A 13,041-nucleotide genomic window follows, 5' to 3' on the forward strand; every position below is an offset into this window, starting at 1 on the left:
GGCGAACGCCCGGGCCCGTGGGGCCCGGCGTAATCAAGCGGGTCGACTGTGCGGAAACAGCAAATCGACGAATTTTTCGGCGGTGGGGCGTGGCTCATGGTTGGCCAAACCGACCCGCTCGTTTGCCTCGATAAAGACATACTCGGGCTGGTCCGCCGCAGGCACCATAAGGTCCATGCCGACCACCGGAATGTCCAACGCCCGTGCTGCGCGTACCGCCGCGTCTACCAAGGTGGGATGCAGGGTGTCGGTTACGTCCTCCAAGTGGCCCCCGGTGTGCAGGTTCGCGGCGCGGCGCACGGCGAGTAGCTGGCCCTTGGGCAAGACACTGTCGTATTCGAAGCCGGCGGCCTGCACCGTACGCTGGGTTTCCTGGTCGACCGGGATGCGGCTTTCGCCACCGGTGGCCGCCTGGCGCCGCCGGCTCTGGGCTTCGATCAACTCGATGACGCTGTGCTGGCCGTCACCGGTGATCTGCGCGGGCCGGCGAATGGCCGCCGCCACTACGTTGAAGCCAATCACCACGATGCGCAGGTCGAGGCCTTCGTGGAAGCTTTCCAGCAGCACACGGCTGTCGAACTGGCGGGCATGCTCAATGGCGCTTTGCACGTCTTCAAGGGTGCTCAGGTCCACGGCGACGCCATTGCCCTGTTCACCGTCCAAAGGCTTGACCACGACCCGCTGATGCTCGTCGAGAAAGTCTTGGTTGTCGTCGGCGCTGCCCGCCAGCTGTTGGGCTGGAACCCTTAGGCCCGCGCCCTTGAGCATTTTGTGGGTCAGGCTTTTGTCTTGGCACAGGGTCATGCTCACTGCGCTAGTGAGGTCGCTCAGCGATTCACGGCAGCGCACTCGGCGGCCGCCGTGAACCAGGGTGAACAACCCCGCCTCGGCGTCGTCAACCTGCACTTCGATGCCCCGGCGGTGGGCTTCGTCGACGATGATCCGCGCATAGGGGTTGAAATCGGCTTGAGGCCCAGGGCCTAAGAATAGGGTTTCATTGATGCCATTCTTACGCTTGATCGCGAAGGTTGGCAGGTTGCGAAAACCCAATTTCGCATACAGGTTCTTGGCCAGGCGGTTGTCATGCAGCACCGACAGGTCCAAATAGCTCAAGCCGCGGCTCATAAAGTGTTCGACCAAGTGGCGCACCAACACCTCGCCCACCCCAGGCCGGGTGCAGCGCGGGTCCACCGCCAGGCACCAGAGGCTGCTGCCGCGCTCAGGGTCTTGGAAGGCTTTTTGGTGGTTGAGGCCCATAACACTGCCAATCACCGCACCGCTGTCGTCGTCTTCGGCCAACCAGTAAACCGGCCCGCCCTGGTGGCGGGGGGTCAGCAGGCTTGGATCGATTGGGAGCATGCGGCGCCTAAGATACAGCTGGTTGATGGCCGCCCAGTCCGCCTCGTTCTGCGCGCGGCGAATGCGAAAACCGCGGAACACCCGCTGCGCGGGCCGGTAGTCGCTGAACCACAGGCGCAGCGTATCGGACGGGTCGAGAAACAACTGCTGCGGCGCCTGCGCCAAGACCTGCTGGGGGGCAGCGACATACAACGCAATGTCGCGCTCGCCGGGGCGCTCGTTGAGCAGCTCAGCTGACAGCGCGGCGGGCTCCGGGTAGGTATGGCCGATCAATAGCCGGCCCCAACCGCAGTGCAACGGCCGTGGCGCTACGCCCAGCTCGCTGCCGTCTTCGGCGAAGCGTGCCTGTAGGCGCTCGTATGACGGCGACTGGCCGCGTAACAGGCGCTGGTTATAGGCACTGGCATGCTGTTTCATCAATCAGATTCCTTGTTCGCTGAGCCACAGGTTCAGCGCTGCCAACTGCCAGAGCTTGGAGCCACGCAGCGGCGTCAGTTGGCCTTGGGGGTCGGTCAACAGGCGGTCGAGCATGACCGGGTTGAACAGGCCACGGTCCTGGCTGGGGTCGAGCAACAGGTCGCGCACCCAGTTCAGGGTGTCGCCTTCCAGGTGCTTGAGGCCTGGCACGGGGAAATAACCTTTCTTACGGTCGATGACCTCGCTGGGGATGACCAAGCGAGCGGCCTCCTTGAGTACCTGCTTGCCGCCGTCTGGCAGTTTGAAGCGTGCCGGTACCCGTGCCGACAGCTCCACCAGGCGATAGTCTAGAAACGGCGTACGCGCTTCCAGGCCCCACGCCATGGTCATGTTGTCTACGCGTTTGACCGGGTCGTCCACCAGCATCACGGTGCTGTCCAAACGCAGGGCTTTGTCCACGGCGGCGTCGGCGCCAGGCATGGCGAAGTGTTCGCGCACGAAGTCGCCAGCAGCGTCATTGGCGGTCAGCCATTTCGGTTGTACGGTTTGCGCGTAGTCGTCGTAACTGCGGTCGAAAAAGGCCTCGCGGTAGGCTGCGTACGGGTCGCTGGCGCCGTCCACCTGCGGGTACCAATGGTAGCCGGCGAACAACTCGTCCGCGCCCTGGCCGCTTTGTACCACTTTGCAGTGCTTGGCCACTTCCCGCGACAGCAGATAAAAGGCGATGCAGTCGTGGCTGACCATCGGCTCGCTCATGGCGCGGAACGCGGCGGGCAGTTGTTCGATGATCTCACTTTCTTTGATTCGCAACTGGTGGTGCTGCGTACCGTAATGCTTGGCGATCAGGTCCGAGTACTGGAATTCGTCACCGCGTTCGCCGCCGGCGTCCTGGAAGCCGATTGAGAATGTAGACAGGTTGTCGACCCCCACTTCCCGTAACAGGCCCACGAGCATGCTCGAGTCCACCCCGCCCGACAGCAGCACGCCAACGTCGACCGCTGCGCGCTGGCGAATGGCGACGGCTTCGCGGGTGCTGTCGAGCACGCGGTCGCGCCAGTCTTCCAATGTCAGGTTGGCTTCGTCGGCGTTCGGGCCATAGGGCAGGGTCCACCAGACTTTTTGCTCAGTGTTGCCTTTAGCGTCAATGCGCATCCAAGTGGCGGGCGGCAGCTTTTCGATACCGGCCAGCAGCGTACGCGGGGCGGGCACTACCGCATGGAAGTTGAGGTAGTGATTGAGTGCGATAGGGTCCAGCACAGGGCTGATATCGCCGCCCTTGAGCAGCGCTGGCAGCGCCGAAGCGAAGCGCAGACGTTGGCCGTTGCGGGCCAGGTACAAAGGCTTGACGCCCAGACGGTCGCGGGCGATGAACAGGCGCTGGGTATCGCGTTCCCAAACGGCAAAGGCGAACATGCCGTTGAGTTTCGGCAGCATGGCTTCGCCCCAGGCGTGGTAGCCCTTGAGCAGAACTTCGGTATCGCCACCGGAGTGGAAGCTGTAGCCCAAGCCTTCGAGTTCGCTACGCAGTTCCGGGAAGTTGTAGATGGCGCCGTTGAACGCAAGCGACAAGCCCAGATGGCCGTCGACCATCGGTTGCGCCGAACCGTCGGACAGGTCCATGATTTTTAGGCGGCGATGGCCCAGGGCAACCGGCCCTTGACTGTGAAAACCCCAGGCATCGGGGCCGCGTGGCGCCAAATGGTGGGTGATGCGCTCAACAGCTGCCAGGTCGGCAGGTTGGTGATCAAAACGTAACTCGCCAGCTAATCCGCACATAAGTCCTTACCGGTTTTCCGTTGGGGAGATTGGGGTGCCCAGAGGGCGTCGATAAGAAACTGACAGGTGAAAAAACAGGGAGTTTTAGATCAATCAGTTATAAGAAACACCTGCGACCTACTTGCTCCGCCCGCTATGGCGGTTTGCAGGCCGCTACTCACAGGGCTACGGATCCCCACTCATGGGCTCTCAGAAAGGCTTGAAAGTTGAATTACAGTCCCGCTATAAAAGTTTAGTTTCGACAGACGTTCGACTCATTTACGTGCAACTAAGCCCGTGCAAATAAGCTAACCAGCTGCCTCTCGTAAAACAATTTATAAATTGTAATTAACAGCCGTCCCGTGTTGGCACAGTTTGGGGGCTGTGGTTAATTAGTACTGCCCCGTGACATGCCCCTCGAACCTCGGTTCTGTACGTAAAGTCGCCGAGCGGCGATCAGGCAAGGCAAAAACAGGCGAGGAAGCGGAGTTTACTGGTCGTAAATGAGCATTCCGATCGGACTCGCGCTCGAGCCTGTTTTTAACGCAGCATGATCGACGCGCAGGCACGTTACGTACAGAACCTAGGCGGGCCGCTATTAGCGCAGGTTATATATGAATAGATGGAATGGACTTCAACTACCTCATCTCGGCCCCGGTTTGTCAGGGCGCGAAGCGTTTCAGGCCTTAGTGCAATGTGCCCATTTGTTGGGGTTTGATTATTGCAGCCTGAGTTTCTTGCATGGCCGCGCTGCGGCGGCGGCTGTCATTGTGTATGCCGACGACAACTTCCCTGCCCGTTGGCGCGATCGCTGCCGGTTACAGCAGCACCGAAGTTGCGATCCCATGGTCACGCTGGGCATCGATTCGCTGACCCCCGTCGGTTGGTCAGCGGAGGTGTTTAGCGCCTTGCCCGGTTATTGGGACGATATTAATAAACATGGGTTGGCCTATGGTTTTTCGCAGTTGACCATCGATGCTAGTGGGCTGGAGAGCGTGCTGACCCTCGGCTGTCCCCATGCGCCGACCGACCTGGCCGCATACGAAGATCGCGCCTTATTACTCCCCTGGCTCGGCGGTGCAGCCCACCAAGCGTTGCTGGACCAGGCGCTGCCACGCTTGCCTAGCCCAGCTCCCAGTGTGTTATCGAACCGTGAAGTCGGGGTGTTGGCGCTGTGTGCTGAGGGTAAAACCGCTGCTCAGACAGCCTCGGCGTTACGTATCAGCCAACGCACGGTGGCTTTTCATATCGCCAGTGCCATGGACAAGCTCGGCGCTGCGAACAAAACCGCCGCTGTGGTGCGGGCCGCTCGAGCCGGCCTGTTCGGCAGCCCTGCTGCACCTAAGCCAGGCTGCCTGTAGGCGCCGTCAAGGCTTGCCGCGCACTAACTGGCGTACCGCAAAGCGGTTGGGGTGGCAGGCCTCTGCGACCGCTCGGGGCAGGGGTAGCACCTCGTTGTCCAGCCAGGCCGCGATCAGCTCACCCGACAGCGGGGCGGTGATCAGGCCGCGGGAGCCATGGCCACTGTTGACGTAGAGGCCCTCGAGCCAGGGGCAGGGCTGCTGGGGGACCTGGCGGGCGTTTTTGGCCAGTCCGGCATACGCCTCGGCGAAGGCATTGGGGTCGGCCAGCGGCCCGACGATGGGCAGGTAGTCCGGGCTGGTGCAGCGAAAGGCGGCGCGCCCCTGGAGGGCGTCGGGCGCGTAGTCGGTAATGGCGAGCCTTGCGCTAAGGTCGACCGAGATATCCTGCAGGCGTGCCAGGTTGCTTTGGTGCTCGGCGACACTTGGCGCCAGGTCCTCACGTTGAAAGTCAAAGCTGGCGCCGACCGTGTGCTCACCGTCGCGCGCCGGGGCGACGTAACCATCGGCGCAGACCACGCACGCCAGGGCCTGGCTGGCGCTGGTGGCGGCTAGCCGCGTGATCTGCCCGCGAATGCGTTTGAGGGGCAGTTGCGCAGCGAAGGTCGTGACCTCGGCCGCGCCCGCCAGGATGGCAACCGGCGCCTCAGCCAGCAGCTGTTCACCTTCCCAGGCCTGCCAGAGGCCATCGACTCGGCGCAGCTGTAGCGTCTGGTGGTTGCAAAGTGTCTGGATGTTGGGGTGTTGTGCCTGCCAACGGCACAACGCCGGCGGGTGCACCCAGCCACCTTCGGGGTAGTACAGCCCGCCATGGGCCAGGCCGACACCGGCTAGCCGCTGCGCCTCGGCCAGGTCTACCAGTCGCAGCAGGCTGGCATCGAACGCCTCAGCCAAGGGCTGTTGGCGCTGCACTTCCTTGGCATCGAAGGCCAGTTGCAATACACCACAATCGGCCCAGTCGACGCCGCGCTGCAAATGTTCGAGCAGGCGCCGGGTGTAGCCAAAGCCACTGACGATCAGTTGCGACAGCGCGGTGCCGTGGGCCGATAACTTAAGGTACAGCACGCCTTGGGGGTTGCCCGAGGCCTCGGCGGCAAGCTCGGCATGCCGCTCCACCAGGCACACCTGCCAGCCACGCCGGGCTAGGCTGTTGGCCGTGGCGCAGCCTGCCAACCCGCCGCCGATCACCAGCGCGCGGCGTTCACCAGTGTGTGCGGCGGGCCTGGCGAACCAGGGTTTGCCTAAGGGCAGGGCGCCCAGCTCGGCAGGGCGGCCGAGGAACTCTCCGCGCAGCACCTCCCACTTGTGGCCGATGCCGGGCACCCGTTTCATCTTGAAACCTGCGGCCTTGAGGCTGCGGCGTACCCAGCCGGTGCTGGTGAAGGTCCCCAGGGTGGTGCCCGGGTGGCTCAGCCGGGCGAGTTCGGCGAACAGCTCGGGGCTCCACATCTCGGGGTTTTTCGCCGGCGCGAAACCGTCCAGAAACCAAGCGTCGACCTGGCCGTCGAGCAACGGCAATTGCTCAAGCGCGTCGCCCACCAGCAGGGTCAAGCTGACCCGGCCGCCGTCGAACATCAGCCTCTGGAATCCTGGGTGGATTGCCACGTACTGCGCCATCAGCGGTTCGGCGTAGGCCGCCAGCTGCGGCCAAAGGGCCAGCGCACGTTGCAGGTCGGCCGGGCGTAGCGGGTATTTCTCGACACTGACAAATTGCAGACGGGCGCCGGGGCAGGCCAACGCCTGAAACAGCTGCCAGGCGCAGAGAAAATTCAGGCCGGTGCCAAAACCCGTTTCACCGATCACGCAGCGCTCGTGGGCGGCCAGCGCCTGGAAGCGCTCCTTCAGGCGGTTTTGCTCGATAAAAACGTGATGGGTTTCCGCCAGGCCGGATTCGGTCGAGAAGTACACATCGGCGTACGCGCGCGAGCGCGGCAAGCCGTGCTCGTCCCAGTCGATCTGGGCATGCTGGGGGGCGCTGATCATTTGAAACTCATGGGGCGGTCAAGGCGTCCATTCTACGTACCCTTGCAGCCTGCATTCCACTACGCTGGGGTATTAACCCCAAGGACCTGCCCTTTATGTTCGAGTCTGCCGAGATCGGTCATGCCATTGACAAGGAAACCTATGAGGCCGAAGTCCCGGCCCTGCGCGAGGCCTTGCTCGAGGCGCAATACGAGCTCAAGCAACAAGCGCGGTTCCCTGTCATCATTTTGATCAATGGCATCGAGGGCGCGGGCAAGGGTGAGACGGTTAAATTACTCAACGAGTGGATGGACCCGCGGCTGATTGAAGTGCGTACCTTTGACCAGCAAACCGATGAAGAACTGGCGCATCCGCCGGCCTGGCGTTATTGGCGGCAGTTGCCGGCCAAGGGCCGTATGGGCGTGTTCTTCGGCAACTGGTACAGCCAGATGCTGCAAGGCCGTGTGCATGGGCGCTTCAAGGACCCCGTGCTGGACCAGGCGATCCACGCCGCCGATCGTTTGGAGCAGATGCTTTGCGACGAAGGCGCGCTGATCTTCAAATTCTGGTTTCACCTGTCGAAAAAGCAGATGAAGGCGCGCCTGGATTCGCTCAAAGATGACCCCTTGCACAGCTGGCGCATCAGCCCGTTGGACTGGCAGCAGACCCGCACCTACGACCGTTTCGTACGTTTTGGCGAGCGCGTGTTGCGGCGCACCAGCCGCGAATATGCCCCTTGGCACGTGATCGAAGGCTTCGACCCGTGCTATCGCAGCCTGGCGGTTGGGCGGATCTTGCTGGAGGGGCTGCAGCAGGCCTTGCAGGTGCGCACCGAGTCGCTGCATCAGGCCATGGCGCCGATAGGCGACAGTATTGACCGGCGCAGCCTGCTGGGCAGCCTGGACATGAGTGTGCGCCTGGACAAAGCCGACTATCAGCACCAGCTCATCGAGGAACAAGCGCGCCTGGCTCATTTGATGCGCCACAAAGCGATGCGCCGCCATGCGCTAGTCGCGGTATTCGAAGGCAACGACGCCGCAGGCAAGGGCGGCGCCATCCGCCGCGTTGCCGCCGCCCTGGACCCTCGCCAGTACCACATTGTACCCGTGGCGGCGCCCAGCGAAGACGAGCGCGCCCAACCCTATCTATGGCGTTTCTGGCGCCAGGTCCCGGCCCTGGGTAAGTTCACCGTGTTCGACCGTTCCTGGTATGGGCGGGTGCTGGTGGAACGGGTCGAGGGCTTTTGCAGTGAGGCGGATTGGATGCGGGCCTACAGCGAAATCAATGATTTCGAAGAGCAGCTGCATGATGCGGGCATTGTGGTGGTGAAATTCTGGCTGGCCATCGATGAACAGACCCAGCTGGAGCGTTTTCAGGAGCGCGAGCAGATCCCGTTCAAACGTTTCAAGATCACTGAAGAAGACTGGCGCAACCGTGACAAGTGGCCGCTTTATCGCGATGCCGTAGGCGATATGGTCGATCGCACCAGCACCGAGGTTGCACCCTGGACACTGGTCGAGGCCAACGACAAGCGCTGGGCCAGGGTGAAGGTGCTACGCACCCTGAACGAGGCACTGGAGGCGGCCTTCAAGCGCGACAAAAAGCACCGCAAAGGCCATTGAAGGTCGAGTCAGGCCGAATCGCCTTCGCGCCGCACCACCCGTTCAACATATTTGCTACTGGCGGCGAGGGCTTCCTCCCGGGTGCGGAACGGGCCTTCGAGGGTGTCTTCGCGAGTGCTGAAGAAAAACTCACCGTTCACCACGCTTAACCGATCGGCTCGGAAATGCGTAGCGGGGGCGGGGTCTTCAGCGCGTTTGCCGAACATGGTTGTCTCCAAGGGAATAGGGGCAGTTTGCTGGCTATTCTGGGCATAACGGCGGGGCGGTTCAACCTTGATGTTGGGCTGAGCGCCGGGAAATCGCCCTATGGAGGTCAGCGGCACATACAATCTCGCATATGCCACGAACCGTAGGAGGGGGCTTGCCCCCGAGCTCTCCCCAAGGGTCAAAGCATATCTTCAGCCTTCACCCACTGATCAAACTGTTCATCGCTCAAATACCCCAACGTCAGGGCAGCCTCACGCAAGGTGGTGCCCTCGGTATAGGCTTTTTTCGCGATTTCTGCAGCCTTGTCATAACCGATGTGCGGGTTGAGCGCCGTCACCAGCATCAGGCCACGCTCCAGGTGAGTGGCCATCTGGGCGGCATCCGGCTCCAGGCCGACAATGCAGTGGCGCTGAAAGTTACTGCAGCCATCGGCCAGCAAGCGGATCGATTGCAACAGGTTATGGATGATGACCGGTTTATACACATTCAATTGCAGATGGCCTTGGCTCGATGCCAGGCCTATCACCATATCGTTGCCCAGTACCTGGCAAGCCAACATCGACAGCGCTTCGCATTGGGTTGGGTTGACCTTGCCAGGCATGATCGAGCTCCCCGGTTCGTTGGCCGGCAAGCGCACTTCGGCCAGCCCGGCGCGCGGGCCGGAGCCCAGCAGGCGGAGGTCGTTGGCCAGCTTCATCAGCACCACGGCGAGGGTCTTCAAGGCGCCCGACAGGCACACCAGCGGCTCATGGCCCGCCAGTGCGGCAAATTTGTTGGGTGCGGTGACGAACGGCAAACCTGACAGCGCCGCCAGCTCGGCGGCGATGGCTTCGCCGAAGCCATGGGGGGCATTCAGGCCGGTGCCTACCGCCGTGCCGCCTTGCGCTAATTCGCACACGGCAGGCAGGGCATTGCGCAACGCGCGCTGGGCGTAATCGAGCTGCGCCACATAGGCCGACACTTCCTGACCGAAGGTGATGGGGGTGGCGTCCATCATATGAGTACGGCCGGTCTTGACCAGTTTGGCATGGCGCGCCGACAGCTCGGCCAAGCCTGCCGACAACTCGGCAATCGCGGGCATCAGCTGGTGGTTGACCGCTTGTACGGCGGCGATGTGCATAGCCGTAGGGAAGCAGTCGTTGGAGCTCTGCGAGCGGTTCACATGATCATTGGGGTGCACTGGCGTCTTGCCGCCGCGCACGCCACCGGCGAGCTCGTTGGCGCGCCCGGCGATCACTTCGTTGACGTTCATATTGCTTTGGGTACCGCTGCCGGTCTGCCATACGACCAGTGGAAATTGATCGTCATGCTGCCCCGCCAAGACTTCGTTAGCGGCTTGCTCGATCAGCCGCGCGATGTCGGCCGGCAAGTCGCCGTTGCGGTCGTTGACCCGCGCGGCGGCCTTTTTCACCAAAGCCAGCGCGTGCAGTACGGCCAATGGCATGCGCTCTTCACCGATGGCGAAATTGACCAGCGAGCGCTGGGTTTGCGCCCCCCAATAAGCGGCTTCAGGAACTTCGACCGGCCCCAGGCTGTCTGTTTCGGTGCGCTTCATTCTGCTCTCCTTGTGATGCAGCCAGCTTCTGCTGCTCCAGCATTAACGTTGCTGTTTTAGGCGCCAGCTGCTGCAGCCAGTTCCATCTGAGTCATGGTTGCCGCGCGACACCAGGGTTGAGTGCCAGCCTTGCTTGGGCGCAGAATGGTTCATTCCGGGGTGTGACCCCGCCTGCTAATAAAGGAAACTCGATGACTCGTCTTCGTGCCATCTGCACCGCAGCCGTACTGGCTTGCGCCAGCGGCCAAGTGCTCGCCGACACTGCCAGCCACAACGCCAGCGCCGAAGCCTTTCTGATGATGGCCCATGCCGACAAGCTGGGTACTCCTGTGTACATGCAGGTTCAGCAAATGTTTGCCCAGCGTTTCGAACAAACCAAGGCACCGGCTAGCAAACAGGCCACGCTGGAAAGCTATCAGGCCAAGGCCAATGCTGCATTGGATCAAGCCATTGGCTGGAACAAGCTGAAACCGGACATGGTCAAGCTGTACACCACCAATTTCAACGAGCAAGAACTCAAAGACCTGGTCAAGTTTTACCAGTCGCCCCTGGGCAAAAAGGTCCTGGAGAAAATGCCAGCGATCACCCAGCAGTCGGCTCAGTTGACCCAGCAGAAGCTGGAAAGCGCTGTACCGGTCGTCAACAAGCTGCTGGCTGACATGACCAAAGAACTCGACCCTCAAGGCGCTGCCGGCAAGGCTGACGCGCCAGCACCGGCCAAGAAGCCGTAACGGAGCGGGCAATGTCCATGCAGCAACGCATCGAGTCTTCCCTGGCTCTATTGCAACCGCAGCATCTTCAGGTGCTTGACGAGAGCCATATGCACAGCCGTGGCCAACAGACGCACTACAAGGCGGTGTTGGTCAGTGAGCAATTCGTAGGGCTCAACAGCGTCAAGCGCCACCAGAAGGTGTATGCCACGCTGGGTGAACTGATGGGGCAGTTTCATGCCCTGGCGCTGCACACCTACACGCCTGAAGAGTGGAGCAAGGTCGGTGCAGCCCCTGCCTCGCCCACCTGCGCAGGCGGCAGTAAGGGCTGATCGGCCCTCACACATGCCGTACGGATTTTGCTAAAATCCGCGACGCGCCAACGGTTCTGCCGTTGGCGCGTTTTTTTTGCGCCGATATCCGCATTGGCGGTACTGACCCGGTCCGGCCCTTACGAGGCTGACCACCTGGAGGCTTCACCCATGACACCACCGATTGTCGTGGCGGCACTGTACAAGTTCGTCACTCTGGAAAACTACGTCGAGCTTCGTGAACCGCTGCTGCAGGCCATGCTCGAGAATGGCATCAAAGGCACCCTGCTGATTGCCGAAGAAGGCATCAACGGCACGGTTTCAGGCACTCGCGAAGGGGTCGACGGCCTGCTGGCCTGGCTCAAGCTTGACCCGCGCATGGACGATATCGACCATAAAGAATCGTACTGCGACGAGCAGCCGTTCTACCGCACCAAGGTCAAGTTGAAAAAAGAGATCGTCACCCTGGGCGTGCCCGGTGTCGACCCTAACCGCAAGGTGGGTACCTATGTCGAACCGGCGGACTGGAACGCGCTGATCAGCGACCCTGAGGTGCTGCTGATCGACACGCGCAACGACTATGAAGTGGCCATTGGCACCTTCGAAGGCGCCATCGACCCCAAGACCACTAGCTTTCGTGAGTTCCCGGACTATATCAAGGCGCATTTCGACCCCAAGGTGCACAAGAAGGTCGCTATGTTCTGCACCGGTGGCATTCGCTGCGAGAAGGCTTCCAGCTACATGCTCAATGAAGGGTTCGACGAGGTGTATCACCTCAAGGGCGGCATCCTCAAATACCTGGAGGAGGTGCCCCAGCAGGAGACCCGTTGGCAGGGCGACTGCTTCGTATTCGACAACCGCGTGACCGTTCGCCATGACCTGAGCGAAGGTGATTACGACCAATGCCACGCCTGTCGCATGCCTATCAGCGTCGAGGAGCGCCAGTCGGAGCATTACGTGCCAGGCATCAGTTGCCCCAATTGCTGGAACAGCCTGAGCGAGAAAACCCGCAAAAGCGCGATTGACCGGCAAAAACAAATTGAATTGGCTAAGGCGCGTAACTTGCCTCATCCCATAGGCCATAATTACCGCAAAGCCACCGAGGTCTGACCATGCCCCGCGCCCGCCTGCTCTACGTGATGGACCCAATGTGTTCGTGGTGCTGGGGCTTCGCCCCGGTGGCTGAAGCATTGATCGAGCAGGCGCACGCAGTGGGCGTCGAGACCCATATGGTGCTGGGTGGGTTACGCACCGGTGCCGGGGCGGCGCTGGACCCTTCGACCCGCAGCTATATCCTCAAGCATTGGCAAGCCGTGCACGAGGCCACGGGGCAGCCTTTCGCGTTCGAAGGGGCGTTACCCGAGGGCTTCGTTTACGACACCGAGCCGGCGTGCCGTGCCGTAGTCGCCGTGCGTCAGCTCGACCCGGGTAGTGCTTGGCCTTTGGCGCGGCTAATCCAGCACGCGTTTTATGCCCAAGGCCGCGACGTCACCCAGGCGGCCGAGCTGGTGGCGTTGGCCGAGCAAGCGGGAGTGCCGCGTATCGAATTCGCCGAGGCCTTTGATGGTGTCGAGCACTACCGCGCCACCGCTGCCGATTTTGCTTGGGTACAGGACCTGGGCATTGCCGGTTTCCCGACGTTACTGGCCGAGCGTGATGGCCAGCTTGCGTTGCTGACCAATGGCTATCAGCCGTTGGACACCCTGGCCCCCTTGTTGGGTCGCTGGCTGGAGCGAACGCCCCGTGCCTGACCAGCTCAGCTGGGCCCAGGTCCGCCGCCTT

The 13,041-nt window shown here is 61.8% G+C and carries 11 protein-coding genes; 6 read left to right on the top strand and 5 right to left on the bottom strand.

The features are described from left to right. Positions 1–33 precede the first annotated feature (33 nt). Both ngg and QCL65_RS07635 read right to left on the bottom strand, forming a co-directional pair. Positions 34–1,776, bottom strand: a complete 1,743-nt coding sequence (gene ngg, locus QCL65_RS07630; RefSeq protein ID WP_407315658.1) for an N-acetylglutaminylglutamine synthetase — start codon at positions 1,774–1,776, stop codon at positions 34–36. A 3-nt stretch (positions 1,777–1,779) separates the two neighbouring features. Beyond that, on the bottom strand, positions 1,780–3,552 hold the full coding sequence (locus tag QCL65_RS07635; protein ID WP_407315659.1) for an N-acetylglutaminylglutamine amidotransferase: 1,773 nt from the start codon (positions 3,550–3,552) through the stop codon (positions 1,780–1,782). 593 nt (positions 3,553–4,145) lie between these two features. Here QCL65_RS07635 and QCL65_RS07640 point away from each other — a divergent pair. Next, positions 4,146–4,892: a LuxR family transcriptional regulator gene (locus QCL65_RS07640; RefSeq protein ID WP_407315661.1), complete on the top strand. Its 747-nt coding sequence runs from the start codon at positions 4,146–4,148 to the stop codon at positions 4,890–4,892. A 6-nt stretch (positions 4,893–4,898) separates the two neighbouring features. Here the strand turns inward: QCL65_RS07640 and mnmC are convergent, their stop codons facing one another. Beyond that, positions 4,899–6,875, bottom strand: a complete 1,977-nt coding sequence (mnmC, locus tag QCL65_RS07645; RefSeq protein WP_407315662.1) for a bifunctional tRNA (5-methylaminomethyl-2-thiouridine)(34)-methyltransferase MnmD/FAD-dependent 5-carboxymethylaminomethyl-2-thiouridine(34) oxidoreductase MnmC — start codon at positions 6,873–6,875, stop codon at positions 4,899–4,901. A 95-nt stretch (positions 6,876–6,970) separates the two neighbouring features. On the opposite strand from mnmC, the gene pap reads away from it, so the two are divergent. After that, the gene (pap, locus tag QCL65_RS07650; protein ID WP_407315663.1) at positions 6,971–8,476 is read left to right on the top strand and encodes a polyphosphate:AMP phosphotransferase; all 1,506 of its coding nucleotides are present in this window, start codon (positions 6,971–6,973) and stop codon (positions 8,474–8,476) included. A gap of 8 nt (positions 8,477–8,484) precedes the next feature. On the opposite strand, the gene QCL65_RS07655 is transcribed toward pap, so the two are convergent. Together QCL65_RS07655 and QCL65_RS07660 are read right to left on the bottom strand one after the other, a co-directional pair. Then, positions 8,485–8,682 (bottom strand): DUF6316 family protein, encoded by a 198-nt coding sequence (locus QCL65_RS07655; RefSeq protein WP_407315664.1) that lies wholly within the window; start codon positions 8,680–8,682, stop codon positions 8,485–8,487. Positions 8,683–8,861: 179 nt separating this feature from the next. Next, the gene (locus tag QCL65_RS07660) at positions 8,862–10,238 is read right to left on the bottom strand and encodes a class II fumarate hydratase (RefSeq protein ID WP_407315666.1); all 1,377 of its coding nucleotides are present in this window, start codon (positions 10,236–10,238) and stop codon (positions 8,862–8,864) included. A 191-nt stretch (positions 10,239–10,429) separates the two neighbouring features. Between QCL65_RS07660 and QCL65_RS07665 the strand changes: the two genes are divergently transcribed. The 4 genes from QCL65_RS07665 to QCL65_RS07680 all read left to right on the top strand — a co-directional run bounded on the left by QCL65_RS07665 (position 10,430) and on the right by QCL65_RS07680 (position 13,010). Continuing rightward, positions 10,430–10,969 carry a DUF2059 domain-containing protein gene (locus QCL65_RS07665; RefSeq protein WP_407315667.1) on the top strand — a complete coding sequence of 180 codons (540 nt, stop codon included), beginning with the start codon at positions 10,430–10,432 and terminating at the stop codon, positions 10,967–10,969. An 11-nt stretch (positions 10,970–10,980) separates the two neighbouring features. Then, entirely contained in the window at positions 10,981–11,280 is a 300-nt protein-coding gene (locus tag QCL65_RS07670) for a BolA family protein (RefSeq protein ID WP_407315668.1), read from the top strand. 150 nt (positions 11,281–11,430) lie between these two features. After that, the gene (locus QCL65_RS07675) at positions 11,431–12,369 is read left to right on the top strand and encodes a rhodanese-related sulfurtransferase (RefSeq protein WP_407315669.1); all 939 of its coding nucleotides are present in this window, start codon (positions 11,431–11,433) and stop codon (positions 12,367–12,369) included. Between the two features lie 38 nt (positions 12,370–12,407). Further along, on the top strand, positions 12,408–13,010 hold the full coding sequence (locus QCL65_RS07680; RefSeq protein ID WP_407316727.1) for a DsbA family protein: 603 nt from the start codon (positions 12,408–12,410) through the stop codon (positions 13,008–13,010). The last annotated feature ends 31 nt before the right edge of the window (positions 13,011–13,041 follow it).

This window comes from Pseudomonas sp. nanlin1 (assembly GCF_045571515.1).
Lineage (GTDB): Bacteria > Pseudomonadota > Gammaproteobacteria > Pseudomonadales > Pseudomonadaceae > Aquipseudomonas.

Coding starts and splice junctions, on each gene's coding strand:
- ngg (WP_407315658.1), bottom strand. CDS start 1,776: ATGAAACAGCATGCCAGTGCCTATAACCAGCGCCTGTTACGCGGCCAG.
- QCL65_RS07635 (WP_407315659.1), bottom strand. CDS start 3,552: ATGTGCGGATTAGCTGGCGAGTTACGTTTTGATCACCAACCTGCCGAC.
- QCL65_RS07640 (WP_407315661.1), top strand. CDS start 4,146: ATGAATAGATGGAATGGACTTCAACTACCTCATCTCGGCCCCGGTTTG.
- mnmC (WP_407315662.1), bottom strand. CDS start 6,875: ATGATCAGCGCCCCCCAGCATGCCCAGATCGACTGGGACGAGCACGGC.
- pap (WP_407315663.1), top strand. CDS start 6,971: ATGTTCGAGTCTGCCGAGATCGGTCATGCCATTGACAAGGAAACCTAT.
- QCL65_RS07655 (WP_407315664.1), bottom strand. CDS start 8,682: ATGTTCGGCAAACGCGCTGAAGACCCCGCCCCCGCTACGCATTTCCGA.
- QCL65_RS07660 (WP_407315666.1), bottom strand. CDS start 10,238: ATGAAGCGCACCGAAACAGACAGCCTGGGGCCGGTCGAAGTTCCTGAA.
- QCL65_RS07665 (WP_407315667.1), top strand. CDS start 10,430: ATGACTCGTCTTCGTGCCATCTGCACCGCAGCCGTACTGGCTTGCGCC.
- QCL65_RS07670 (WP_407315668.1), top strand. CDS start 10,981: ATGTCCATGCAGCAACGCATCGAGTCTTCCCTGGCTCTATTGCAACCG.
- QCL65_RS07675 (WP_407315669.1), top strand. CDS start 11,431: ATGACACCACCGATTGTCGTGGCGGCACTGTACAAGTTCGTCACTCTG.
- QCL65_RS07680 (WP_407316727.1), top strand. CDS start 12,408: ATGTGTTCGTGGTGCTGGGGCTTCGCCCCGGTGGCTGAAGCATTGATC.